The 24,892-nt window shown below is 68.5% G+C and carries 21 protein-coding genes and 3 tRNA genes; 3 read left to right on the top strand and 21 right to left on the bottom strand.

What is annotated here, in order from left to right; genetic code table 11:
• Positions 1–10: 10 nt before the first annotated feature.
• The 13 genes from rpsG to ACFYTE_RS00060 form a co-directional block, all read right to left on the bottom strand.
• Positions 11–481, bottom strand: coding sequence for a 30S ribosomal protein S7 (gene rpsG / locus ACFYTE_RS00120; protein WP_181650348.1), 471 nt, complete (start codon positions 479–481; stop codon positions 11–13).
• A 2-nt stretch (positions 482–483) separates the two neighbouring features.
• A complete protein-coding gene (rpsL, locus tag ACFYTE_RS00115) occupies positions 484–855 on the bottom strand; it encodes a 30S ribosomal protein S12 (RefSeq protein ID WP_003948652.1) in 372 nt (123 codons plus the stop codon).
• Between the two features lie 556 nt (positions 856–1,411).
• Positions 1,412–5,326 carry a DNA-directed RNA polymerase subunit beta' gene (locus ACFYTE_RS00110; RefSeq protein ID WP_388702727.1) on the bottom strand — a complete coding sequence of 1,305 codons (3,915 nt, stop codon included), beginning with the start codon at positions 5,324–5,326 and terminating at the stop codon, positions 1,412–1,414.
• A 97-nt stretch (positions 5,327–5,423) separates the two neighbouring features.
• Positions 5,424–8,909 carry a DNA-directed RNA polymerase subunit beta gene (gene rpoB / locus ACFYTE_RS00105; protein WP_388702725.1) on the bottom strand — a complete coding sequence of 1,162 codons (3,486 nt, stop codon included), beginning with the start codon at positions 8,907–8,909 and terminating at the stop codon, positions 5,424–5,426.
• 560 nt (positions 8,910–9,469) lie between these two features.
• On the bottom strand, positions 9,470–9,850 hold the full coding sequence (gene rplL, locus ACFYTE_RS00100) for a 50S ribosomal protein L7/L12 (RefSeq protein ID WP_388702722.1): 381 nt from the start codon (positions 9,848–9,850) through the stop codon (positions 9,470–9,472).
• 113 nt (positions 9,851–9,963) lie between these two features.
• Positions 9,964–10,494 (bottom strand): 50S ribosomal protein L10, encoded by a 531-nt coding sequence (gene rplJ / locus ACFYTE_RS00095; RefSeq protein ID WP_388702719.1) that lies wholly within the window; start codon positions 10,492–10,494, stop codon positions 9,964–9,966.
• 265 nt (positions 10,495–10,759) lie between these two features.
• Entirely contained in the window at positions 10,760–11,014 is a 255-nt protein-coding gene (locus ACFYTE_RS00090) for a hypothetical protein (protein ID WP_388702716.1), read from the bottom strand.
• Between the two features lie 99 nt (positions 11,015–11,113).
• Positions 11,114–12,025 (bottom strand): hypothetical protein, encoded by a 912-nt coding sequence (locus tag ACFYTE_RS00085; RefSeq protein WP_388702713.1) that lies wholly within the window; start codon positions 12,023–12,025, stop codon positions 11,114–11,116.
• Between the two features lie 182 nt (positions 12,026–12,207).
• Positions 12,208–12,933 (bottom strand): 50S ribosomal protein L1, encoded by a 726-nt coding sequence (gene rplA, locus ACFYTE_RS00080; RefSeq protein WP_388702710.1) that lies wholly within the window; start codon positions 12,931–12,933, stop codon positions 12,208–12,210.
• A gap of 100 nt (positions 12,934–13,033) precedes the next feature.
• Positions 13,034–13,468, bottom strand: coding sequence for a 50S ribosomal protein L11 (gene rplK, locus ACFYTE_RS00075; RefSeq protein WP_030747472.1), 435 nt, complete (start codon positions 13,466–13,468; stop codon positions 13,034–13,036).
• Positions 13,469–13,641: 173 nt separating this feature from the next.
• Positions 13,642–14,472, bottom strand: coding sequence for a transcription termination/antitermination protein NusG (gene nusG / locus ACFYTE_RS00070; RefSeq protein ID WP_388702707.1), 831 nt, complete (start codon positions 14,470–14,472; stop codon positions 13,642–13,644).
• A gap of 80 nt (positions 14,473–14,552) precedes the next feature.
• On the bottom strand, positions 14,553–14,840 hold the full coding sequence (gene secE / locus ACFYTE_RS00065) for a preprotein translocase subunit SecE (protein WP_351735887.1): 288 nt from the start codon (positions 14,838–14,840) through the stop codon (positions 14,553–14,555).
• Positions 14,841–14,946: 106 nt separating this feature from the next.
• A tRNA-Trp gene (locus ACFYTE_RS00060) sits at positions 14,947–15,019 on the bottom strand.
• Between the two features lie 259 nt (positions 15,020–15,278).
• On the opposite strand from ACFYTE_RS00060, the gene ACFYTE_RS00055 reads away from it, so the two are divergent.
• On the top strand, positions 15,279–16,505 hold the full coding sequence (locus tag ACFYTE_RS00055; RefSeq protein ID WP_388702704.1) for a pyridoxal phosphate-dependent aminotransferase: 1,227 nt from the start codon (positions 15,279–15,281) through the stop codon (positions 16,503–16,505).
• A gap of 126 nt (positions 16,506–16,631) precedes the next feature.
• Positions 16,632–17,672: an adenosine deaminase gene (locus ACFYTE_RS00050; RefSeq protein ID WP_388702701.1), complete on the top strand. Its 1,041-nt coding sequence runs from the start codon at positions 16,632–16,634 to the stop codon at positions 17,670–17,672.
• Between the two features lie 546 nt (positions 17,673–18,218).
• On the opposite strand, the gene ACFYTE_RS00045 is transcribed toward ACFYTE_RS00050, so the two are convergent.
• The 8 genes from ACFYTE_RS00045 to ACFYTE_RS00010 all read right to left on the bottom strand — a co-directional run bounded on the left by ACFYTE_RS00045 (position 18,219) and on the right by ACFYTE_RS00010 (position 23,141).
• The gene (locus tag ACFYTE_RS00045) at positions 18,219–19,274 is read right to left on the bottom strand and encodes a UDP-N-acetylmuramate dehydrogenase (protein ID WP_388702698.1); all 1,056 of its coding nucleotides are present in this window, start codon (positions 19,272–19,274) and stop codon (positions 18,219–18,221) included.
• 110 nt (positions 19,275–19,384) lie between these two features.
• Positions 19,385–20,833, bottom strand: a complete 1,449-nt coding sequence (locus ACFYTE_RS00040; protein WP_388702695.1) for a DHA2 family efflux MFS transporter permease subunit — start codon at positions 20,831–20,833, stop codon at positions 19,385–19,387.
• Positions 20,834–20,914: 81 nt separating this feature from the next.
• Positions 20,915–21,493, bottom strand: a complete 579-nt coding sequence (locus ACFYTE_RS00035) for a TetR/AcrR family transcriptional regulator (RefSeq protein WP_388702692.1) — start codon at positions 21,491–21,493, stop codon at positions 20,915–20,917.
• Positions 21,494–21,689: 196 nt separating this feature from the next.
• Positions 21,690–22,118: a MaoC family dehydratase gene (locus ACFYTE_RS00030; protein WP_388702690.1), complete on the bottom strand. Its 429-nt coding sequence runs from the start codon at positions 22,116–22,118 to the stop codon at positions 21,690–21,692.
• Positions 22,119–22,121: 3 nt separating this feature from the next.
• Positions 22,122–22,574: a MaoC family dehydratase N-terminal domain-containing protein gene (locus ACFYTE_RS00025; RefSeq protein ID WP_388702687.1), complete on the bottom strand. Its 453-nt coding sequence runs from the start codon at positions 22,572–22,574 to the stop codon at positions 22,122–22,124.
• A 120-nt stretch (positions 22,575–22,694) separates the two neighbouring features.
• Complete coding sequence (gene rpmG, locus ACFYTE_RS00020; protein ID WP_003948671.1) at positions 22,695–22,859, bottom strand: 50S ribosomal protein L33; 165 nt, start codon at positions 22,857–22,859, stop codon at positions 22,695–22,697.
• 90 nt (positions 22,860–22,949) lie between these two features.
• Positions 22,950–23,022, bottom strand: a tRNA-Met gene (locus ACFYTE_RS00015).
• A 46-nt stretch (positions 23,023–23,068) separates the two neighbouring features.
• Positions 23,069–23,141, bottom strand: a tRNA-Thr gene (locus tag ACFYTE_RS00010).
• 365 nt (positions 23,142–23,506) lie between these two features.
• On the opposite strand from ACFYTE_RS00010, the gene ACFYTE_RS00005 reads away from it, so the two are divergent.
• On the top strand, positions 23,507–24,769 hold the full coding sequence (locus ACFYTE_RS00005) for an amidohydrolase family protein (protein WP_388702683.1): 1,263 nt from the start codon (positions 23,507–23,509) through the stop codon (positions 24,767–24,769).
• Positions 24,770–24,892: the final 123 nt, after the last annotated feature.

Genomic DNA, 24,892 nt, shown 5'->3' with positions numbered 1-24,892 from the left:
TGGGTAGCGACTACCAGCGGTAGTGCGCGAAGGCCTTGTTGGACTCGGCCATCTTGTGCGTGTCCTCGCGCTTCTTGACGGCCGCACCGAGGCCGTTCGAAGCGTCGAGAAGCTCGTTGAGCAGACGCTCGGTCATGGTCTTCTCGCGACGGGCGCGGGAGTAGCCGACGAGCCAGCGCAGCGCGAGGGTGTTGGCGCGACCGGGCTTGACCTCGATCGGAACCTGGTACGTCGCACCACCGACACGGCGGGACTTGACCTCAAGGGTCGGCTTGATGTTCTCCAGCGCGCGCTTCAGCGTGATGATCGGGTCGTTGCCCGTCTTCTCACGCAGACCCTCCATGGCGCCGTAGACGATGCGCTCGGCGGTGGAGCGCTTGCCGTTCATCAGCACCTTGTTGATCAGGGAGGTCACCAGAGGGGAGCCGTAAACCGGGTCGATGATGACCGGGCGCTTCGGGGCGGGGCCCTTACGAGGCATTCTTACTTCTCCTTCTTGGCGCCGTAACGGCTGCGGGCCTGCTTGCGGTTCTTGACACCCTGGGTGTCGAGGGAGCCACGGATGATCTTGTAGCGAACACCCGGCAGGTCCTTCACACGGCCGCCGCGCACGAGCACGATGGAGTGCTCCTGCAGATTGTGTCCCTCACCCGGAATGTAAGCGGTGACCTCGATGCCGCTGGTCAGACGCACACGCGCGACCTTACGCAGGGCCGAGTTCGGCTTCTTCGGGGTGGTCGTGAACACGCGCGTGCAGACGCCCCGACGCTGAGGGGAACCCTCAAGTGCGGGCGTCTTGTTCTTCTCGACCTTGTCCTGCCGGCCCTTGCGGACCAGCTGCTGGATCGTAGGCACTACTTCTCCGGTTTCTGTGTGCCGATGTGTACAGCTAACCTGGAACGCCTCCGACCCACGCGGTCGGGTGTGTCGAATCCCGCAGACTCCCGCCGAGCGGCGAAAAGGTCGCAGATTACGGTGGCCGATGTCGGCTCGCCATGCGGTTGAAGGCACGCACGAGAGCCAGGGCACACCCCAGGCACAAGGTCTGAGCGTACCTACCTCATACGCTGCGGTCAAAACAAATGGGACGCAGCCCCTTCACCCCGCGAGCGATGTCAAGCCAGGGCCCGCTGTGTGATCTTCGAATCGACGATCAAGCCGCTCAGCGGCATGGGACGGGTGTCCGATTGACGCCTGTTCATGCACGAGCACGTCACGTTCGCAGAACTGCCACGGCACTGCCCGGGACGGCTCGCCCGGCGGCTGCTGCTCCGGCTCCCATCCGGCCGTCCGGCTGTCGGCCGTCCATACCCCGCCGCATCGCCTCCAGGCCGGGCCGGAGCGCGCCACCGGCACGCCGAAGGGCGGCCACCCGCAGTGGGGCGGCCGCCCTTCGGTTCAAGCTGCTCGCTTACTGGTTGTACGGACCGTAGTCGTAGTCCTCCAGCGGTACGGCCTGGCCGGAGCCCGTGCCGAACGGCGAGTAGTCGATGTCGTCGTAGCCGACGGCCGAGTACATCGCGGCCTTGGCCTCCTCGGTCGGCTCGACCCGGATGTTGCGGTAGCGGGACAGACCCGTACCGGCCGGGATGAGCTTACCGATGATGACGTTCTCCTTGAGGCCGATCAGGGAGTCGGACTTGGCGTTGATCGCCGCGTCCGTGAGGACCCTGGTCGTCTCCTGGAAGGACGCGGCCGACAGCCACGACTCCGTCGCCAGCGACGCCTTGGTGATACCCATGAGCTGCGGACGGCCGGAGGCCGGGTGACCGCCCTCCTGGACCACACGACGGTTCTCGTGCTCGAACTTCGAGCGCTCGACCAGCTCGCCGGGCAGCAGCTCGGCGTCGCCGGACTCGATGATCGTCACACGGCGCAGCATCTGCCGGATGATGATCTCGATGTGCTTGTCGTGGATCGACACACCCTGCGAGTTGTAGACCTTCTGGACCTCGCCGACCAGGTGGACCTGGACGGCACGCTGGCCCAGGATGCGCAGCACGTCGTGCGGGTTGGTGGCACCCACGGTGAGCTTCTGGCCCACCTCGACGTGCTCGCCCTCGCTGACCAGGAGTCGGGCGCGCTTCGAGATCGGGTAGGCCGTCTCGTCGCTGCCGTCGTCCGGGGTGACGACGATCTTCTTGGTCTTCTCCGTCTCCTCGATCCGGACGCGGCCGGTGGCCTCGGAGATCGGGGCGACACCCTTCGGGGTGCGGGCCTCGAACAGCTCGACGACACGCGGCAGACCCTGGGTGATGTCGTCACCGGCCACACCACCGGTGTGGAAGGTACGCATAGTCAGCTGGGTGCCGGGCTCGCCGATGGACTGGGCGGCGATGATGCCGACCGCCTCACCGATGTCGACCAGCTTGCCGGTGGCGAGCGAGCGGCCGTAGCACATGGCGCAGGTGCCGACCGCGGACTCGCAGGTCAGGACCGAGCGGGTCTTGACCTCCTCGACGCCCTGGAGGATCAGCTCGTCCATGAGCACATCGCCCAGGTCGGTGCCGGCCGGGGCCAGCACCTTGCCGTCGACCACGATGTCCTCGGCGAGGCAGCGCGCGTACACGGACGTCTCGACGTTCTCCGCCTTGCGCAGCACACCGTCGGCGCCACGCTCGGCGATCTGCAGCTTGAGGCCACGGTCGGTGCCGCAGTCCTCCTCGCGGATGATGACGTCCTGCGAGACGTCCACCAGACGACGGGTCAGGTAACCCGAGTCGGCGGTCCGCAGGGCGGTGTCCGCGAGACCCTTACGGGCACCGTGCGTGGAGATGAAGTACTCAAGGACGGACAGGCCCTCACGGAACGACGCCTTGATCGGACGCGGGATCGTCTCGTTCTTCGCGTTCGACACCAGACCACGCATACCGGCGATCTGACGCATCTGCATCATGTTGCCGCGCGCACCCGAGTTCACCATCATGAAGATCGGGTTGGTCTTCGGGAAGTTCTCGTTCATCGCCTCGGCGACCTCGTTGGTCGCCTTGGTCCAGATCGCGATGAGTTCCTGCGTGCGCTCGTCCTTGGTGATCAGACCGCGCTCGTACTGCTTCTGGACCTTCTCGTCCTGCGCCTCGTAGCCGCGGACGATCTCCTTCTTCGCCTCGGGAACGACGACGTCGGAGATGGCCACGGTGACACCGGAACGGGTCGCCCAGAAGAAGCCGGCCGCCTTCAGGTTGTCGAGCGTCGCCGCCACGATGACCTTCGGGTAGCGCTCGGCGAGGTCGTTGACGATCTCGGAGAGCTGCTTCTTGCCGACCTCGTAGTCGACGAAGGGGTAGTCCTCGGGCAGCAGCTCGTTGAAGAGCGCACGCCCCAGCGTGGTCCTCAGCCGGAAGCTGTCACCCTGCTGCCACGCCGCCGCTCCGACGAGCTCGTCGACCTCCTCCTGCGCCGGCGGGGTCCAGCCACGCGGCGGGATGGTGCCCACCGGGAAGCGGATGTCCACCTTCGACTGGAGCGACAGCTCGCCCGCGTCGAACGCCATGATCGCCTCGGCCGCCGAGCCGAAGGACCGGCCCTCGCCCTTGACGTCCCGCATCTCGGAGTCCGTGGTGAGGAAGAACAGACCGAGGACCATGTCCTGGGTCGGCATCGTCACCGGACGGCCGTCGGCGGGCTTGAGGATGTTGTTCGAGGACAGCATCAGGATGCGGGCCTCGGCCTGCGCCTCCGCGGACAGCGGCAGGTGCACGGCCATCTGGTCACCGTCGAAGTCCGCGTTGAACGCGGTGCACACGAGCGGGTGGATCTGGATGGCCTTGCCCTCGACCAGCTGCGGCTCGAAGGCCTGGATGCCGAGGCGGTGCAGGGTGGGAGCACGGTTCAGCAGCACCGGGTGCTCGGCGATGACCTCTTCGAGGACGTCGTACACGACGGTGCGGCCGCGCTCCACCATGCGCTTGGCGCTCTTGATGTTCTGCGCGTGGTTCAGGTCGACCAGGCGCTTCATCACGAACGGCTTGAACAGCTCCAGCGCCATGGCCTTCGGCAGACCGCACTGGTGCAGCTTGAGCTGCGGGCCGACGACGATGACGGAACGCGCCGAGTAGTCGACTCGCTTGCCGAGCAGGTTCTGGCGGAAGCGGCCCTGCTTGCCCTTGAGCATGTCGGACAGCGACTTCAGCGGACGGTTGCCGGGGCCCGTGACGGGGCGACCGCGGCGGCCGTTGTCGAAGAGCGCGTCGACGGCCTCCTGGAGCATGCGCTTCTCGTTGTTCACGATGATCTCGGGCGCGCCGAGGTCGAGAAGCCGCTTCAGTCGGTTGTTGCGGTTGATGACACGGCGGTACAGGTCGTTCAGGTCGGAGGTCGCGAAGCGGCCACCGTCCAGCTGCACCATCGGACGCAGGTCCGGCGGGATGACCGGCACGCAGTCGAGGACCATGCCCTTGGGGCTGTTGGACGTCTGCAGGAACGCGGAGACGACCTTCAGCCGCTTCAGGGCGCGGGTCTTCTTCTGGCCCTTGCCGGTGCGGATGATCTCGCGGAGCTTCTCGGCCTCCTCGTCGAGGTCGAAGGACTCCAGGCGCTTCTGCAGCGCCGCGGCACCCATCGAGCCGTCGAAGTACGTGCCGAAGCGGTCACGCAGCTCGCGGTAGAGCAGCTCGTCGCCCTCCAGGTCCTGGACCTTGAGGTTCTTGAACCGGGTCCACACCTCGTCGAGGCGGTCGATCTCGCGCTGCGCACGGTCGCGCAGCTGCTTCATCTCGCGCTCGGCACCCTCGCGCACCTTGCGGCGCACATCGGCCTTGGCGCCCTCGGCCTCCAGCTCGGCGAGGTCCGCCTCCAGCTTCTTGGCGCGGGCTTCGAGGTCGGCGTCGCGACGGTTCTCGACCTGCTGCCGCTCCACGGAGACATGCGCCTCCAGGGAGGGCAGGTCGCGGGTGCGGCGCTCCTCGTCGACGTACGTGATCATGTACGCCGCGAAGTAGATGACCTTCTCCAGGTCCTTCGGGGCGAGGTCGAGCAGGTAGCCGAGGCGCGACGGAACGCCCTTGAAGTACCAGATGTGCGTGACGGGCGCGGCCAGCTCGATGTGGCCCATCCGCTCACGGCGCACCTTGGCGCGGGTGACCTCGACGCCACAGCGCTCGCAGATGATGCCCTTGAAGCGGACGCGCTTGTACTTACCGCAGTAGCACTCCCAGTCCCGGGTGGGGCCGAAGATCTTCTCGCAGAAGAGTCCGTCCTTCTCGGGCTTGAGGGTGCGGTAGTTGATGGTCTCGGGCTTCTTCACCTCGCCGTGGCTCCACTGACGAATGTCGTCAGCGGTGGCCAGGCCGATCCGGAGCTCGTCGAAGAAGTTGACGTCGAGCACTATGCGTCAATCCCTCTCAGGGTCGTAAGTCTGTGGTCTGAAACGGGGGGCCTGGGGGTCGGCGGGCCTCCTGGTCAGGTGGCCCGCCGGACTCCCGTCAGACCTCTTCGACGCTGCTCGGCTCGCGCCGGGACAGGTCGATGCCGAGCTCCTCCGCAGCGCGGAAGACGTCCTCGTCGGTGTCACGCATCTCGATGGACATACCGTCGCTGGACAGCACCTCCACGTTCAGGCAGAGCGACTGCATCTCCTTGATGAGCACCTTGAAGGACTCGGGGATGCCGGGCTCGGGGATGTTCTCGCCCTTGACGATGGCCTCGTAGACCTTCACACGGCCGGTGACGTCGTCGGACTTGATGGTCAGCAGCTCCTGGAGGGCGTAGGCGGCGCCGTACGCCTCCAGCGCCCACACCTCCATCTCGCCGAAGCGCTGACCACCGAACTGCGCCTTACCACCCAGCGGCTGCTGGGTGATCATCGAGTACGGACCGGTCGAGCGGGCGTGCAGCTTGTCGTCGACCAGGTGGTGCAGCTTCAGGATGTACATGTAGCCGACCGAGATCGGGTCCGGGAAGGGCTCACCGGAGCGGCCGTCGAACAGCCGCGCCTTGCCGGACGGGAGGACCATGCGGTCACCGTCGCGGTTCGGGATGGTGTGCTCCAGCAGACCCGCCAGCTCGTCCTCGCGGGCACCGTCGAACACCGGGGTGGCGACGTTGGTGCGCGGGTCGACCTGGTCGGCGCCGATGTTCTGCAGACGCTGCGCCCACTCGTCGGCGAGTCCGGAGACGTCCCAGCCCTGGCTGGCGAGCCAGCCGAGGTGGATCTCCAGAACCTGTCCCGGGTTCATCCGGGACGGCACACCGAGCGGGTTCAGGATGATGTCGACGGGGGTGCCGTCCTCCAGGAACGGCATGTCCTCGATCGGCAGGATCTTGGAGATGACACCCTTGTTGCCGTGCCGGCCGGCGAGCTTGTCACCGTCTGTGATCTTGCGCTTCTGCGCGACGTAGACGCGGACCAGCTGGTTCACGCCCGGCGGCAGCTCGTCGCCCTCCTCGCGGTCGAAGACCCGTACGCCGATGACCTTGCCGGTCTCGCCGTGCGGCACCTTCAGCGAGGTGTCACGGACCTCACGGGCCTTCTCGCCGAAGATCGCGCGCAGCAGGCGCTCCTCGGGGGTCAGCTCGGTCTCGCCCTTGGGGGTCACCTTGCCGACGAGGATGTCACCGGCGATGACCTCGGCGCCGATGCGGATGATGCCGCGCTCGTCGAGGTCGGCCAGGACCTCCTCGGAGACGTTCGGGATGTCCCGGGTGATCTCCTCGGGGCCGAGCTTGGTGTCACGGGCGTCGACCTCGTGCTCCTCGATGTGGATCGAGGAGAGGACGTCGTCCTGCACGAGGCGCTGCGACAGGATGATCGCGTCCTCGTAGTTGTGACCCTCCCACGGCATGAACGCCACGAGCAGGTTCTTGCCGAGCGCCATCTCGCCGTTCTGGGTGGCCGGACCGTCGGCGAGGACCTGGCCCTCGACGACCCGGTCGCCCTCGTTGACGATGACCTTCTGGTTGACGGAGGTGCCCTGGTTGGAACGGGCGAACTTGGCCAGGCGATACGTGATGTACGTGCCGTCGTCGTTGGCCGTGGTGATGTAGTCGGCGGAGACCTCCTGGACCACACCGGCCTTCTCGGCCTTGACGACGTCGCCGGCGTCGACGGCGGAGCGGTACTCCATGCCGGTGCCGACGAGCGGTGCCTCGGACTTGATGAGCGGCACGGCCTGGCGCATCATGTTCGCGCCCATCAGGGCACGGTTGGCGTCGTCGTGCTCCAGGAAGGGGATCATGGCGGTCGCGACCGACACCATCTGGCGCGGCGAGACGTCCATGTAGTCCACGTCCTCGGGGCCGACGTAGTCGACCTCACCGCCACGGCGGCGGACCAGCACGCGGGCCTCGGCGAACCGCATCTCCTCGTTCAGCGGCGCGTTGGCCTGCGCGATGACGAAGCGGTCCTCCTCGTCGGCGGTCAGGTAGTCGACCTCGTCGGTGACCTGGCCGTCGACGACCTTGCGGTAGGGCGTCTCGATGAAACCGAACGCGTTGACCCGGCCGTACGAGGCGAGCGAGCCGATCAGACCGATGTTCGGGCCTTCCGGCGTCTCGATCGGGCACATGCGGCCGTAGTGCGACGGGTGCACGTCACGGACCTCGAAGCCGGCCCGCTCACGGGAGAGACCACCCGGGCCGAGGGCGTTCAGACGCCGCTTGTGCGTCAGCCCCGACAGCGGGTTGTTCTGGTCCATGAACTGGGACAGCTGGCTGGTGCCGAAGAACTCCTTGATGGAGGCGACGACCGGCCGGATGTTGATCAGGGTCTGCGGCGTGATCGCCTCGACGTCCTGGGTGGTCATGCGCTCGCGCACGACGCGCTCCATACGGGCGAGACCCGTACGGACCTGGTTCTGGATCAGCTCGCCGACGCTGCGGATACGACGGTTGCCGAAGTGGTCGATGTCGTCGGTCTCGACCATGATCGAGCGACCGGACTCACCGATCGTCTCGGTCTCGCCGGCGTGCAGCTTCACCAGGTACTTGATGGTGGCGATGACGTCGTCGGTGGTGAGCACGCCGGCGTCCAGCGGCTCGTCCGCACCGAGCTTCTTGTTGACCTTGTAGCGGCCGACCTTCGCCAGGTCGTAGCGCTTCGGGTTGAAGTAGAGGTTCTCAAGGAGCGTCTGCGCGGCCTCACGCGTGGGGGGCTCACCCGGGCGCAGCTTGCGGTAGATGTCGAGCAGCGCGTCGTCCTGGCCCTGGGTGTGGTCCTTCTCCAGGGTGGCGCGCATCGACTCGTAGTCGCCGAACTCCTCCAGGATCTGCTCGGTCGTCCAGCCGAGCGCCTTCAGGAGGACGGTGACGGACTGCTTGCGCTTGCGGTCGATACGGACACCGACCATGTCGCGCTTGTCGATCTCCATCTCCAGCCAGGCACCCCGGGACGGGATGATCTTGGCGGAGAAGATGTCCTTGTCGGACGTCTTGTCGATGGTGGAGTCGAAGTAGACACCGGGGGAACGGACCAGCTGAGACACAACGACACGCTCGGTGCCGTTGATGACGAAGGTGCCCTTGTTCGTCATGAGCGGGAAGTCGCCCATGAAGACGGTCTGGGACTTGATCTCGCCGGTCTCGTTGTTGGTGAACTCGGCCGTGACGAAGAGCGGGGCGGCGTACGTGAAGTCGCGCTCCTTGCACTCGTCGATCGAGTTCTTCGGCGGCTCGAAGCGGTGGTCCCGGAAGGTCAGCGACATCGACCCGGAGAAGTCCTCGATCGGGGAGATCTCCTCGAAGATCTCCTCCAGACCGGACTTGGTGGGGACGTCGTGACCGTTCTCAAGAGCCTCCTCGACCCGACTCTGCCAGGCGGTGTTGCCGAGCAGCCAGTCAAAGCTCTCGGTCTGCAGCGCGAGCAGGTTCGGAACCTCAAGAGGCTCCTTGATCTTTGCAAAGGAAATGCGCAGCGGGGCGGTGCTGGCGCCGTTGTTCGTATTCGCGGTCGAGGCGTTGCGCGAGGCGGCCAAGAGGGGGTCCTTCCGAGGGCTCGGACTCACTACGCGCGTACCGGCCCCTCTCCCATACACGAAGACAGAAACCCCAGGTCGAGGGGGGTTCGGTCATCGATGCTCGGGTGAGGACAGACCCCTGGTGACGGGCAGGGGACAGCTAACAGGCAGCGCAAAGGGTCAGTGTAGCCACTTGGCACACTGATGTCCAGTCTCGCTTTTCTGAGACCCTCGTTGTCCTCAACGCCTGCGCCATGCCTGCCCTCAACGCACGTTGATACTGCCCTCTTCGCCGTCGATCCATGCCTCGGAACCTGGATCGTTGTGACGACGCGTCCTGAGAATTGCGCGCTGCGTGCGGTTCGTCAAGGCCCCCCAGTCCAACCCGGGCTTCCGGAGACACAACGAAGATCACCATACCCCCCGCTCACGCGGGTGCAAGGCAGCCGCGGTCGGACCTCCGGGAAAGCCGAAGAGCGACCACCCGGATGGATGATCGCTCCTCGGTGCGCTCGCGTTACAGCCCGCTCGGGGACCGCAGGGGGCGTGCGACGGGGTTCGCTGAACCCCGGAAGGTCTTACTTGACCTCGACGGAGGCGCCGGCGCCCTCAAGGGACTCCTTGGCCTTGTCCGCGGCCTCCTTGTTGACCTTCTCCAGAACCGGCTTCGGCGCACCGTCGACCAGGTCCTTGGCCTCCTTCAGACCCAGCGAGGTCAGCTCGCGCACGACCTTGATGACCTGGATCTTCTTGTCGCCGGCGCCGGTGAGGACGACGTCGAACTCGTCCTTCTCCTCGGGGGCCTCGGCCGGGGCGGCCGGACCGGCCGGGCCCGCGACGGCAACCGCGGCGGCGGCGGTGACGTCGAACTTCTCCTCGAACGCCTTCACGAACTCGGAGAGCTGGATGAGGGTCATCGACTCGAACTCGGCGAGCAGTTCGTCCTGGGTGAGAGCCATGGTGGCTTTCCTTCCACTAATTCGGCTGGTGCCGGATGTACATGTCTGGCGGGCGTACGTACGGCCCGCTACGACCTCCGCGTCGGGCGGCGGCGGTCATGTCGCGAGCCGAATTACTCGGCACCGCCCTGCTCGGCCTGCTTGGCGCGCAGCGCGTCCACGGTGCGGACGAGCTTCGACGGGAGCGCCTGGAAGACCTGAGCAGCCTGGGTCTGCTTGCCCTTCAGAGCGCCCGCCAGCTTGGCGAGCAGAACCTCGCGGGACTCAAGGTCCGCGAGCTTCTTGATCTCGTCGGCGGACAGCGCCTTGCCGTCAAGGACACCGCCCTTGATGACGAGATTCGGATTGTCCTTGGCGAAGTCACGGAGACCCTTCGCCGACTCCACCGGGTCACCGGTGACGAAGGCGACAGCCGTCGGACCGTTGAACAGGTCGTCCAGCGTCGTGATCCCGGCCTCGTTGGCCGCAATCTTGGTCAGCGTGTTCTTCACCACGGCGTACTGGGCGTTCTCACCGAGCGACCGGCGCAGCGTCTTGAGCTGCGCCACGGTGAGACCGCGGTACTCGGTCAGCACGGCGGCGCTGGAGTTGCGGAACTGCTCCGTCAACTCGGCCACCGCGGCAGCCTTGTCGGGCCTCGCCATAGAGCCTCGGCCTCCTTCCGGGTGATTCTGACCGCGCGGACCCGAAGGAGGACTGGGGAAACGAAACGCCCCGGCGCAGGCGCACGGGGCGGACTCGACCGGTCGTACACGCGCGGGAGGCGCGCACTCCGGGAGTTCTTCCTCTGTCACCTGCGCGGGTCGCCCACTTTTCAGCGGATCCTTCGGCCACCGCACACTCATCCGAGCGCACGGCAACGACCAGCGGTCTTTGGCTTCTGTAGAAGAGTAAAGGAACGGATCGCCGTCAGGCAAATCCGTCCCTACGGCGACTTCCGCGCGGACTCAGGCCTGCTCGGCGGCCTTCATCATCTCGACCTGTCCGTCGGTGGCCTTGTCCTCGAACTGCCATCTTCATGCTCATGGCCAGCGGCTTGACGCTCATCGCCGCCTCGCCCTTGATCTTGCCCTCGCCCGGGACGCTGCCGGTCAGCCGGTAGCGGAACGACGTGATGCCGTCCGCGTTCTTCGCGGCCGCGGCGACGGCCGCGGCCGGCTCCATCGCCGACGACTTCGCCGCGTCGTCCTTCGCACGGGGGTACGCGCGGGGTCTTCCCGGTTTGCTGCCGCTCTCTTGGCGAACGGTTTACCGGACACCGGCTCAGGAGGTCGGTCCGCTTCCGCCCTGCTTGGCGATGAGGGCCTTGAAGTCCTCGGTGTCGGCCGCGGGAGGCTCCTGGACCGAGACCCATACGCCGTAGTCGCTGTAGTACGCGGTGCTGGTCATCGTGCCGTTGGCCGTGTCGCCCTTCTCCACCTTCTTGACCAGCAGGTCCTGGTCGTTGACCCAGATGTCTACGGTCTCGGTGGTGATGCCGGCCTGGTCGAGCTGCTTCTTCAGGTCGGCCAGCCGGCTCGCATCGAGGTGGGAGCTGCGGGTGACGAGGTCTGCGACCTCCACCGTCCCGGTGTAGTGCGTGGTGTTCTTGCCGGACACCCTCTCCTCGCCGACCTTCCGCACATCCCCGGAGGCCAGCAGGAGCTTCACGGACTGCTCCGGTGTGGAGTTCCGCATCTGGTCCTTGATGTACACGCCGGAACTCCCGCCGAGGCCGGCCAGGTCGTCGTAGGCGTACTTGATCCAGTGCTTGCCGCCCGCCTGCTCGGCGAAGATGTCACCCATCCTGGCGTAGTAGGCGTCGGAGAGATAGCGGGCCTGCATCGAGGTGGAGCCGAGCCGGCGCATCGCGTCGGCTGCCGTGCCGCCGGTGTAGGTGAGGGTGAGCGTGCCGGTGATCCCGTCGCCCCAGCCGAGGGACCCCTCCGCCGTCATGGACATCACGGAGCCCACGGTGGTGGTGGAGCGGACCTTGGCCGACTCGGCACCGGCCGTGGACTTCTCGGCGGAGCGCAGGGCCGCGACGGGGCTGACCCGCGTCGTCTGCTCCTCCGCCGTGTTGCCGCCCGCTAACCCGTCGCCGGAGGGGCCTGGGGAACCGCAGGCGGCCACCGCCGCCAGCGCGGTCGCCACCGCCGCCGAGAGAGTCATGCGGCGCACGCTCGTGCTCTTCATGTCGTCCCACCCCTGTGCGAGTCCTGTGTGCGCACGCTAACGCAGCGCACCGACAGCCGTACCGCGAAGTGCACAAAGAAGAAGTGCACAAAGAAAAGGACGGGCCCCGCACCTCGAAAGGGTGCGGGGCCCGCCCTGTGCGACGCGTGCCTGACGCGGCGGCCGTTTGGGTGAGCGCAGGCTCAGACGGCGGCCGGGTCCTCCTCGACGAGGAGGTTGCGGGTGCGGTTCGGGTCGACCGGAATGCCGGGGCCGATCGTGGTGGTGATGGCGGCCTTCTTGATGTAGCGGCCCTTGGCTGCGGACGGCTTCAGACGCAGGATCTCCTCCAGCGCGGCGCCGTAGTTCTCCACCAGCTTGCTGTCGTCGAACGACGTCTTGCCGATGATGAAGTGCAGGTTCGAGTGCTTGTCGACGCGGAACTCGATCTTGCCGCCCTTGATGTCGCCCACGGCCTTGGTCACATCGGGGGTGACGGTGCCGGTCTTCGGGTTCGGCATCAGACCGCGCGGGCCGAGGACGCGGCCGAGGCGGCCGACCTTGCCCATGAGGTCCGGGGTGGCGACGACGGCGTCGAAGTCCAGACGGCCCTTCGACACCTCGTCGATCAGCTCGTCGGCGCCGACGATGTCGGCGCCCGCGGCACGCGCGGCCTCGGCACGGTCACCGGTCGCGAAGACCAGGACCCGGGCGGTCTTGCCGGTGCCGTGCGGAAGGTTCACGGTGCCACGGACCATCTGGTCGGCCTTGCGCGGGTCGACACCCAGACGGAAGGCGACCTCGACGGTGCCGTCGAACTTGCTCGTGGAGGTCTCCTTGGCGAGACGGACGGCTTCGAGCGGGGCGTACAGCTTCTCCCGGTCGACCTTGGCGTCCGCAGCGCGGAGAGCCTTGCTGCGCTTGCTCACAACTGCTCCTGAGGTGTGCTGGAAAGGAGTCGTGGTACGGGCCGAGCAGGCCCTGCCACGTGCGGCGTCGCACCGCCGCATGGGTGCTGCGGGGTGGGACTCAGCCCTCGACCGTGACGCCCATGGAACGGGCGGTGCCAGCGATGATCTTCGCGGCGGCGTCCAGGTCGTTGGCGTTGAGGTCGGGCATCTTGGTCTGGGCGATCTCGCGGACCTGCGCCTCGGTGATCTTGGCGACCTTGGTCTTGTGCGGCTCGCCGGAGCCCTTCTCGACACCCGCGGCCTTGAGGATCATCTTCGCGGCCGGCGGAGTCTTGGTCACGAAGGTGAAGGAGCGGTCCTCGTAGACCGTGATCTCCACCGGGATGACCCAGCCGCGCTGCGACTCGGTCGCGGCGTTGTAGGCCTTGCAGAACTCCATGATGTTGACGCCGTGCTGACCCAGCGCGGGGCCGACCGGCGGGGCCGGGTTGGCGGCGCCGGCCTGGATCTGGAGCTTGATCAGCCCCGTGACCTTCTTCTTCTTGGGAGGCATGTGCTCTCTCCGGGTCCTTAGTGAGAGTGTTCCGCCATCCGATCCGGATCATCCGGACGGAGGCATACCGCACTACGGTAACGGGTACACGTGTGCGGCCAAAAACCGAGCAGGTCAGGCGCCCGCCCGAGCGTCCGCCCGACCTGGTCGGAGGCGTTACGTCCGTAAGGACGTCAGTTCTTCTGGATCTGGTCGAAGGACAGCTCGACCGGCGTCTCGCGGCCGAAGATCTCCACCAGGCCCTTGACCTTCTTCGAGTCCGGGTTGATCTCGTTGATGGTGGCCTGGAGCGTGGCGAACGGGCCGTCGGTGACGGTGACCGAGTCGCCGACCTCGAAGTCCAGCACCTGGACCTCGACCTTGCGCTGCGGAGCGGGCTTGCCCTCGGCCTCGGCGGCCTCACGGGCGGCCTTCTCCTCGGCCTCCGGGGCGAGCATCTTGACGATCTCGTCCAGGGTCAGCGGGTACGGGTCGTAGGCGTTGCCGACGAAGCCGGTGACGCCCGGCGTGTTGCGGACGACGCCCCAGGACTCGTTGGTCAGGTCCATGCGGACCAGGACGTACCCCGGCAGCTTGTTCTGCTTGATCGTCTTGCGGTCGCCGTTCTTGATCTGGACGACCTCTTCCTGCGGCACCTCGGCCTGGAAGATGTAGTCCTCGACGTTCAGCGAGACGGCGCGCTGCTCCAGGTTGGTCTTCACGCGGTTCTCGTAGCCGGCGTAGGTGTGGATGACGTACCACTCGCCGGGCAGGGTACGCAGTTCCTCGCGCAGCGCCGCGACGGGGTCGACGGGCTCCGCGGGCTCCTCCTCGGCGGCCTCGCCCTCGGCGTCCTCGTCCACGACCTGCAGGGCGGCCTCCTCGGCCGGCTCCCCCGCCTCGGCCTCGGCAGCCTCGAACTCGTCCTGCTCGTCCGCGCCCTCGACGATGTCGAGCTCGTCGTCCACCGCCTCGGCGGCATTCCCGCGAGGCTCGATGGCGTCGTTCAGGTTCGGGTCAGACACGATGGCTGCTTCTTCCTGGATACATAGAGGTGGAACATGCGAAAACGGGCGCCGGTACCACGGCGCCCTTCGCTCTTGGCTCAGCCGAAGACGTACTTGGCCGCGTGGTTGAGCCCATAGTCAATCACGGTCACCAACGCGATCATGATGGCGACGAAGAAGATCACCACGGTTGTGTACGACGTCAGCTGGTTACGCGACGGCCAGACGACCTTGCGGAGTTCCGCGACAATCTGGCGGTAGAAGATCGCCAGCCGCTTCAGCGGGCCCTTCTTGGCGCGCTTGCCACCCTTACGGGTCTTCTTCTTGGACTCCGGTACCTCGTCCTGGGCATCAGGAGTGTCGATGGAGCCCACGGCGTCCGTCATTCGTCCTCACCTGATCCCGGGTCGTGGCCGTGCCGCGCCCGGTTCTGAGCCGCACGGCGGTGCAATGCTGTACGTACATGCGCACACATCCTGGCGGTGTGTGTAGCAGGGCCGGAGGGACTTGAACCCCCAACCGCTGGTTTTGGAGACCAGTGCTCTACCAATTGAGCTACGACCCTTTGATGTCCCCCAACGTACCGCATCCGACCGGGTGCTCGGTGTGCACCGGCGCAGACGCGGCCCCCGAAGGCCAACGAGGTGAGAGTGTACGTGGTCCAGGGCCCGGCGTCGAACAGTAAGTGCCCTCCGACGCCCGCGCAACGCAAGATCGTCCTGGCCGGAGGCCGAATCCGGACGCATGTTCACGGTTCGGCCCCTTGCCGTTCAGTCTGTGAAACCCGCGTGCCGGGGACATTTCCAGTCTGAAACGATGGCTCCATGAGCGCTGCAACCCCTCCCACCGAGCGCCGGGTCTCCGCCCGAGTCGGCGCGATCTCCGAGTCCGCCACCCTCGCCGTGGACGCCAAGGCCAAGGCCCTCAAGGCCGCCGGGCGTCCGGTGATCGGCTTCGGCGCCGGCGAACCCGACTTCCCGACGCCCGGCTACATCGTCGAGGCCGCGATCGAGGCCTGCAAGAACCCGAAGTACCACCGGTACACCCCGGCGGGCGGCCTGCCCGAGCTGAAGGCCGCGATCGCCGCGAAGACGCTGCGCGACTCGAACTACGAGGTCGACCCGTCGCAGATCCTGGTCACCAACGGCGGCAAGCAGGCCATCTACGAGGCCTTCGCCGCGATCCTCGACCCGGGCGACGAGGTCATCGTCCCGGCGCCGTACTGGACGACGTACCCGGAGTCGATCCGTCTCGCCGGCGGTGTCCCGGTGGAGGTCGTGGCGGACGAGACGACCGGCTACCGGGTGAGCGTGGAGCAGCTGGAGGCGGCGCGCACGGACAAGACGAAGGTCGTCCTCTTCGTCTCGCCCTCCAACCCGACCGGCGCGGTCTACAGCGAGCCGGAGGCCGAGGCGATCGGCCGCTGGGCCGTCGAGCACGGCCTGTGGGTGCTGACGGACGAGATCTACGAGCACCTCGTGTACGGCGACGCGACGTTCACCTCGCTGCCCGCGATCCTGCCGGAGCTGCGTGACAAGTGCATCGTCGTCAACGGCGTCGCGAAGACGTACGCGATGACCGGCTGGCGCGTGGGCTGGGTCATCGGCCCGAAGGACGTGATCAAGGCCGCCACGAACCTCCAGTCGCACGCCACCTCGAACGTGTCGAACGTCGCGCAGGCGGCGGCCCTCGCCGCGGTCTCCGGCGACCTGAAGGCCGTCGCGGAGATGCGCGAGGCCTTCGACCGGCGGCGCCGGACGATCGTGCGGATGCTGGACGAGATCGACGGCGTGGTCTGCCCGGAGCCGGAGGGCGCGTTCTACGCGTACCCGTCGGTGAAGGCGCTGATCGGCAAGGAGATCCGGGGCAGGCGCCCGCAGAGCACCGTGGAACTGGCCGCGCTGATCCTGGAGGAGGCCGAGGTCGCGGTCGTCCCGGGCGAGGCGTTCGGCACCCCGGGCTATCTGCGGCTGTCCTACGCCCTCGGTGACGAGGACCTGATCGAGGGCGTGAGCCGGATCCAGAAGCTGCTGGCGGAGGCCAGGGACTGAATCCGCTCACGGTCAGCGGGCCGGCGGGCCGTCTCCTTCGGGAGGCGGCCCGCTTCTGTGTGCGGGCAAGACCACGAACGGGGAAACGGCTACCGGGACGCGGGCGAGGTGCGGCAGGATCCTCGGATGGAGCGTGTACGTGATGTCTCTGACCTGCCGAAGGCCCATCTCCACCTGCACTTCACCGGCTCGATGCGGCCCAGCACCCTGCTGGAGCTGGCCGACAAGCACGGCGTGCGCCTGCCGGAGGCGCTGACCGACGCACTGACCAGCGGAGAGCCGCCGCGGCTGCGGGCCACGGACGAGCGGGGCTGGTTCCGCTTCCAGCGGCTGTACGACGCGGCACGCTCCTGCCTGAGGGAACCTGAGGACATCCAGCGCCTGGTCCGCGAGGCCGCGGAGGAGGATCTGAAGGACGGCTCCGGCTGGCTGGAGATCCAGGTCGACCCGACGTCGTACGCACCACGCCTGGGCGGCCTCATCCCGGCCCTGGAGATCATCCTGGACGCGGTGGACACGGCCTCGCGGGACACCGGTCTGGGCATGCGCGTCCTGGTGGCCGCCAACCGCATGAAGCACCCACTGGACGCCCGCACCCTGGCCCGGCTAGCGGTGCGCTACGCGGACCGGGGCGTGGTCGGCTTCGGCCTGTCGAACGACGAACGCCGGGGCATGGCACGGGACTTCGACCGCGCGTTCCACATCGCGCGCGAGGGCGGCCTGCTGTCCGCCCCGCACGGCGGCGAGCTGACCGGCCCGTCCTCGGTCCGTGACTGCCTCGACGACCTGTACGCGAACCGGGTCGGCCACGGGGTGCGCGCGGCGGAGGACCCGCGTCTGCTCAAGCGGCTCGCGGACCGGGAGGTGACCTGCGAGGTGTGCCCCGCGTCGAATGTGGCGCTGGGCGTGTACGAGAAGCCGGAGGACATCCCGCTGCGCACGCTCTTCGAGGCGGGGGTGCCGATGGCACTGGGGGCCGACGATCCGCTGCTGTTCGGCTCGCGCCTGGCCGCCCAGTACCGGCTGGCCCGGGAGCACCACGGCTTCACGGACGCGGAACTGGCGGAGCTGGCCCGGCAGTCGGTCAGGGCGTCGGCCGCGCCACCGGAGATGCGGGCGAAGCTGCTGGCCGGCGTCGACGACTGGCTCACCCGCCCGGCCGTCTGAAGCGGGGGGCGGTCCCGCCGAACGAGGGCTCACCCTGGGTCACGACCGTGGTCCACGACCCCGCGCGGCTGACCGTGACCGGGGCCGGTCTGAAGGCGGTCCGAGCCGACCTCACCGACCCGGGGACGGTGCGCCCCGCCGCCGCCGACCGGGCCGCGGTGCTCTCCGGCCTCGGCGCGCGCAGCCGCAAGGACGTTTTCCTCGACCGCACGGTGCGCGCCCTGATCTCCACGGCCCTCAAGAACGTGCACGCGGCCCCACTCCGAGAGCACCCCCACAGAACCGCGAAAACCCACGCAACCAAGCGCCCCGCAGGGCCGCGGGGAACTGCGCGATCAGCCCCCACGGCGCCGCACCCGACCCACAGACCCAGCCCACCACCCCCCTATAGGGGCGCGGGGAACTGCGCAACCAGCCACGACCCAGCCGCACTCCACCCTCCAACCCCAGCCCACCACCACCCCATAGGCCCGCGAGGAATTACGCAACCGGCCCAGACACCGGCCGCACCCCAAACCGGCCAAGCCAGCGGAGCTACAGGCGGAGCTACAGGCTGACGCCGACCGTCACAGGCTCATTGACCAGCGTGATCCCGAAGGCCGCGCGAACCCCGGCCACGACCTCCCGGCCCAGCGCGAGCAGATCCTCCGTGGTGGCCCCACCCCGGTTGGTGAGGGCAAGGGTGTGCTTCGTGGAGATGCGCGCGGGCCCGCTGCCGTACCCCTTGGTGAAGCCCGCCTTGTCGATCAGCCAGGCCGCGGAGGTCTTGGTGCGGCCCTCGCCCGCGGGGTACGCGGGCGGCTCGGCACCGTCCCCGAGCTGTTCCCGCACGCGCGCGTGGAACGCGGCGAACTCCGCGTCCGTGAGGATCGGGTTGGTGAAGAAGGACCCCGCCGACCAGGTGTCGTGGTCCTCGGGGTCGAGGACCATGCCCTTACCCGCGCGCAGCTTCAGAACGGCCTCGCGCACCGCGGCCAGCGGTACCCGGTCGCCGGGCTCCACCCCGAGCGCTCGGGCCGTCTCGGCGTATCTGACCGGCGCCGACAGCCCGTCCGCGTCCTCCAGTGCGAAACGGACCCGCAGCACGACGTACCGCTCCGGGTCGGCCTTGAAGCGGCTGTGCCGGTACGAGAACGCGCACTCGGCGTTGGTGAGCGTGACCGTCTCCCCGGCCCTGCGGTCGTAGGCGATCACCTCGGTGATGCTGGAGGAGACCTCCTGGCCGTACGCCCCGACGTTCTGGATCGGTGTCGCGCCCGCGGAGCCGGGGATCCCGGCAAGGCACTCGACGCCCGCGAGCCCGGCCTCGACGGTACGGGCGACGGCGTCGGTCCACACCTCGCCGGCCGCCAGTTCCAGGCGCGTGCCGTCCAGTTCGATCCCGCGGGTGGCGATGCGCAGGGCGGTGCCGTCGAAGCCCTTGTCGCCGATGACCAGGTTCGACCCGCCGCCGATCAGCAGCAGGGGGGTTCCGCTGTCGTCGGCCTCGCGGACGGCGGCGACGACCTCGGCGTCGGTGGCGGCGGTGACCAGCCGGGCGGCGGGTCCGCCCAGCCGGAAGGTGGTCAGCGGGGCGAGCGGGGCGTCGTGGAGTTCCTGCACGCGCCCAAGACTACGAGACGGCACCGACATCCCCGGCCGGCCCGCGGGTACGCGCGCGTACGGCCCAGCCGGGGAGGGCGGGGCCGTACGCGCGCGTACCGGTCGGGCGTTCAGTGGGCGGCGGTCTCCAGTACCGGCGCCGGTTCGGCCTGGGTCACGGGCCGGCCGGGGGTGCGGCGGGCCGGGATCAGCAGGGCGGCGATCCCGGCGAGCGCCACCGCCGCGGCGCCGGTCACCAGGGCGGGCCGCAGGCCGTCTACGAAGGACTGCGCGGACTCATAGCCGCCCTGCGCCGCGAAGATCGACGACATGACCGCGATGCCGAGCGCGCCGCCCACCTCGCGCAGCGCGTTGTTGGCGCCGGACGCGATGCCCTGCTCGGACGCCCGGACGCTGGACATGACCAGGTTGGCGGCCGGAGCGAAGTACAGGGCCATGCCGATGCCGCTGACGATCAGGCCGGGCAGTTGGGCGGCGTAGGAGACGTCGGCGGTGACCACGGAGGCCAGATAGCCGAGCCCGGCGGCCTGGAGGAACAGGCCGGCCGCGACGACCGGACGGCCGCCGATGCGGTCGGAGAGCATCCCGGCGACCGGCGCGACCAGCATCGGCATGCCGGTCCACGGCAGCATCCTGAAGCCCGCCTCGGTCGGCGAGTAGCCGAGCACGCCCTGCATGTACTGGCTGAGCAGGAAGATCGAGCCGAACATCCCGAGGAACATGAGAAGGCTGGCCGCGTTGATCCCGGCGAAGGCGCGGGAGCGGAAGAGCCGCATCGGGAGCATGGGGTTGCGGGCGCGGGAGCCGTGGACGACGAAGGCGATCAGCAGCGCGCCGCCGGCGAGCAGGCCGGTGAGGACGACGGAGTCGGTCCAGCCGTCGGCGGGGCCGCGGACCAGCCCGTAGACGATCCCGAAGAGTCCGCCGCTGGCGAGCAGGGTGCCGGGGATGTCGAGCGGTGCGCCGCTGCCGTGGGACTCGGCGAGGTGGAGACGGGCGAGCGGCAGCAGGGCCAGGCCGAGCGGGACGTTCAGCCAGAAGATCCAGTGCCAGGAGACGTGTTCGGTGAGGCTGCCGCCGATGAGCGGCCCGGAGGCCACCGCGAGTCCGTTGACGGCGCCCCAGATCCCGTACGCCATGCCGCGCTTGGCGGCGGGCACGGCCGCCGTCAGCAGGGTGAGCGTGAGGGGCATCATCACCGCCGCACCGACGCCCTGCACCGCGCGGGCCGCGATCAGCGAGTCGATGCCGGGCGCCATGGCCGCGGCGGCGGAGGCACCGGTGAAGACCGTGAGCCCGGCGAGGAAGAGCCGGCGCCGGCCGAAGCGGTCGCCGAGCGCGGCGCCGAATATCAGCAGGACGGCGAAGGTGAGCGTGTAGGCGCTGACGGTCCATTCCAGGTCGTCCAGCGCCCCTCCCAGGTCCTCGCGGATGGAGGGCAGGGCGGTGGTCACGACGAGGTTGTCCAGGGACGCCATGAATCCGGCGACGCTGGTGATGACGAGGGCCCATATGGCTCCCCCGCGATGTGCCGTGCTCGGCGCGGTCTGCTGTGGCATCGCTCCCCCAGAGCGTGATCAATGATTAGTTATGGATTACTAACTTTTGAAGCCATGAGAAGGCGGCGATGCAGGCCCACCTCAGTTCCCCTGCCCGTCGGCCGGCCCGCCGATCCTCGCGGACGGATACATCCCCTGCCAGACCCGGTGACCCGGCGGAAAGCCCATGGCGGCAAGGGTGTTGATGAGCATTCCGTAGGCCAGGAAGACCGTCGTCTCTCCGTCGTCGGCCCCGAGCGGCAGATGCACGGTCTCCCACAGCCGCATCCAGCCGGCCCGCACGGCCTCGCCGAACTCATGGTCGCCCTCCGCCTCAGCGGCGGCGACCGCGATGTACGTCTGCATCTGCATCAGGAGCCGCTCCGGCTGCTCCTGGATCAGCCGCACATACGCCCGGGCCATGGCATGCACGGCCTCTTCGCCCTCGAAGCCCTCACCCGCCTCCCCCAGGACCCGGCACACGTCGTCGACGCAGCGCAGCGAGGCAGCGGCGAAGATCGCCTTCTTACCCGGGAAGAGCCGGAAGAGATACGGCTGTGAGACACCCACCCGCTTGGCGATCGCCTCGGTCGAGGTGCCGTAGTAGCCCCTCTGGGAAAACTCCGCGATCGCCGCGCGAATGACGACCTCACGCCTCTCGTCCGCGCTCATCCTGACCATGCGGGTAAGTTAGTACTCAATCACTAACTACGTCAAGCGGTGCCGTCCATGGATGGAGTCGAGCGGTGCCGTGCGCGCCCATGGACCAGGCGCGTGCCGATGGGACACGTAAGGGGCGCCCTCCCTGCCAGGACTTGGCGGGTCCTGGTAGGGCACCCCTTACCTCGCCGCGGCGCCGAGGCCGGCCGTGCGGGGCTCAGGCCAGTCGCACGAGCGCCCGGGACATGCCCAGCACCTTCTGGCCGCCGCTCGTGGCCGTCAGGTCCACCCGCACCGTGTTGTCGTCGAGCTTGGCCGCGACCTTGCCACCGACCTCGATCACGGCGCCCTCGTCGTCGTTCGGGACGACGACGGGCTTGATGAAGCGGACGCCGTACTCGACGACCGCGCCCGGGTCCCCGGTCCAGTCGGTGACCACGCGGATCGCCTCGGCCATGGTGAACATGCCGTGCGCGATGACGTCCGGCAGTCCCACCTCCTTGGCGAACTTCTCGTTCCAGTGGATCGGGTTGAAGTCCCCGGAGGCGCCCGCGTAGCGCACGAGCGTCGCGCGGGTCACCGGAAAGGTCTGCGCCGGCAGCTCGGTGCCGACCTCCACGCCGTCGTAAGTGATCTTCGCCGTCATCTCTCAGGCCTCCCCGGCCGCGCGCGCCACCAGCTTGGTCCAGGCCGTCACGACATGCTCGCCCGCCTCGTCGTGGACCTCGCCCCGGACGTCCAGGATGTCGTTTCCGGCCAGGGACTTGATGGCTTCGATGGTCGAGGTGACCTGGAGCCGGTCGCCCGCGCGCACCGGGCGCGTGTACGTGAACCTCTGGTCGCCGTGCACCACCCTGCTGTAGTCGAGGCCGAGCTGGGGGTCCTCGATGACCTGTCCCGCGGCCCGGAAGGTGATCGAGAAGACGAAGGTCGGCGGCGCGATCACATCGGGGTGACCGAGCGCCTTGGCGGCCTCCTGGTCCCGGTACGCCGGATGGGTGTCCCCGACCGCCTCGGCGAACTCGCGGATCTTCTCCCGGCCCACCTCGTAGGGCTCGGTGGGCGGGTAGCTCCGCCCTACGAAGGACTGGTCGAGCGGCATGGCCCGGCACCTCCTGATGTCAGCTGTGATGGTCCACAAGGTAGCTGGATTCCAGCCGGTGGAAACGACGCGAGGCCGCCCCCTGACTGCGGGGGCGGCCTCGCGTACGAGCCTTGATGATCAGCGCGTCTCGCGGTGCGCGGTGTGCGCATTGCAACGCGGGCAGTGCTTCTTCATCTCAAGTCGGTCCGGGTTGTTACGCCGGTTCTTCTTGGTGATGTAGTTCCGCTCCTTGCACTCCACGCAGGCCAGCGTGATCTTCGGGCGGACGTCGGTGGCAGCCACGTGAGTGCTCCTATGACGAACGGGTGGACTTGTTCAACGCAAGAAAGAGTAGCCGATCGAAGGACCGACCCCGCAATCGGCTACTGTCAGTAGCGGTGACCGGACTTGAACCGGTGACACAGCGATTATGAGCCGCTTGCTCTACCGACTGAGCTACACCGCTTTGATGAGATCGGGACCCGTCTTACGACGGGAACCTCTCACACCAGAGCCCCAAAACGGAATCGAACCGTTGACCTTCTCCTTACCATGGAGACGCTCTGCCGACTGAGCTATTGGGGCGAGCGATGAAGACATTACACGCTCGGCAGCCGTTCACCCAAATCCGTTTCGTACCGCATGCCCAGGCGTCGACCGCCCGTGTCCCGGCAGCCTCGCGGGCCCCTTTGAAGGGCTGTCCACGCGCGCGTAGCGGTCCGGTGAAAGGGGTCTCCGCGCACGTAGCGCTCCGGTGAAAGGGGCCGCCACGCGCGTGTAGCGCTCCGGACGGGCCACGCCGGTACGACTATTGCGCTCCTCCCCGCCCCGTGCGGCCGACCACCCTAGGCTCGACTCACTCTGCGTGATCATGAGTTCCCCTCGGTCCGCTCACGCGCCCGGAAGCCCCAAGCCCCGAAGAGCCCCAAGCCCCCATCCCTTGGACCCCGATGCCCGACAGCCAGCCGCAGCCGCCCCCACCGTCGTCGAATCCCCAAGGCTCCCCGGGCCGGTCCGACGGGACCCTCGTTCTGTGCGGGGCGCGGCTCACCGACGGCCGCACCGTGGACGTGCGGCTGGGCGGCGGGCGCATCGAGGCGGTCGGCACGGCAGGCAGCCTGGCACCGGGGCCGGCCCGCTCCGGTTCCCGCGTCGACCTCAGCGGCTACCTGCTCCTTCCGGCCCCGGTGGAACCGCACACCCACGCCGACACCGCGCTCTCCGCCGACCACGGCGGACCCGTCCCGTACGACGCGGAGGACGTCCAGCGCCGGGCGACGGAGGCCGCCCTGCTGCACCTCGCGCACGGGGCGACGGCACTGCGCGCACACGTGCGCGTGGGCGACGTCCGGGGGCTGGGCCCTCTCGACGCCGTCCTTGAGGCGCGGCGTTCGCTGCGTGGGCTCGCGGAACTGACCACGGTGGCCGTACCGCGGCTGCTGACCGGGGCGGCCGGCGCCGACGGGCTGGCGATACTGCGCGACGCGCTGAAGATGGGCGCCTCCGTGGTGGGCGGCTGCCCCGACCTGGACCCCGATCCCACGGGCTATGTCGAGACGGTCCTGGAGGTGGCCTCCGAGCACGGCTGCCCCGTCGATCTGCACACGGACGCCGCCGAACCGGCCCGCCTCGCGCGGCTCGCGGCGATGGCGGGCGGGCTGCGGCCCGGCGTGACCCTCGGTCCCTGCGGTGGTCTGTCCCGGCTGCCGGCCGAGTCGGCCGCCCGCGTCGCGGACCGGCTGGCGGCGGCCGGGGTGGCCGTGGTGTGCCTGCCGCAGGGCGGCTGCGGCGGCGTCGAGCGGCGGGGTACGGCTCCGGTACGGCTGCTGCGTGCCGCCGGAGTGCGGGTGGCGGCCGGGAGCGGTGCCCTGCGGGACGTGTCCAACCCGGTCGGCCGCGGCGACCCCCTGGAGGCCGCCTATCTGCTCGCCTCGGGCCACGGGCTGCGCCCGGAGGATGCGTACGGCGCCGTGAGCGTCTCGGCCCGCGCCGTCCTCGGCCTTCCCGAGGTCCGTGTGGAGGCCGGCTTCCCCGCCGAACTGCTCGCGGTACGCGGTCAACATCTGGCCGGTGCGCTCTCCCTCGCGTACAGCCGGATCGTGGTGCACCGGGGGCGCGTCGTGGCGCGCACCAGCGCGGTTCGCGAGTACTGCAACTCGGCGGTCGCCGCGGAACTGGGGCTGCCGCGCCAGGGCCGGGGCGAGGTGTCGTGAGCGGGCGCGGAGCCGGAAAACGCGACCCGGGGGTGCCTCTATGTCGTTCGTCAAGGCGCCTATGTCGGGTTTGAGGCGGTTCGGGGTTTCTGGGTTATGCGGCGAGCTCGATGTTCTTCGGCG

The sequence above is a fragment of the Streptomyces sp. NPDC004629 genome, from assembly GCF_042873595.1.
GTDB lineage: Bacteria > Actinomycetota > Actinomycetes > Streptomycetales > Streptomycetaceae > Streptomyces.
The sequence above is the reverse complement of the archived record's forward strand: the minus strand, read 5'-3'. Positions and strand labels throughout refer to the sequence as shown.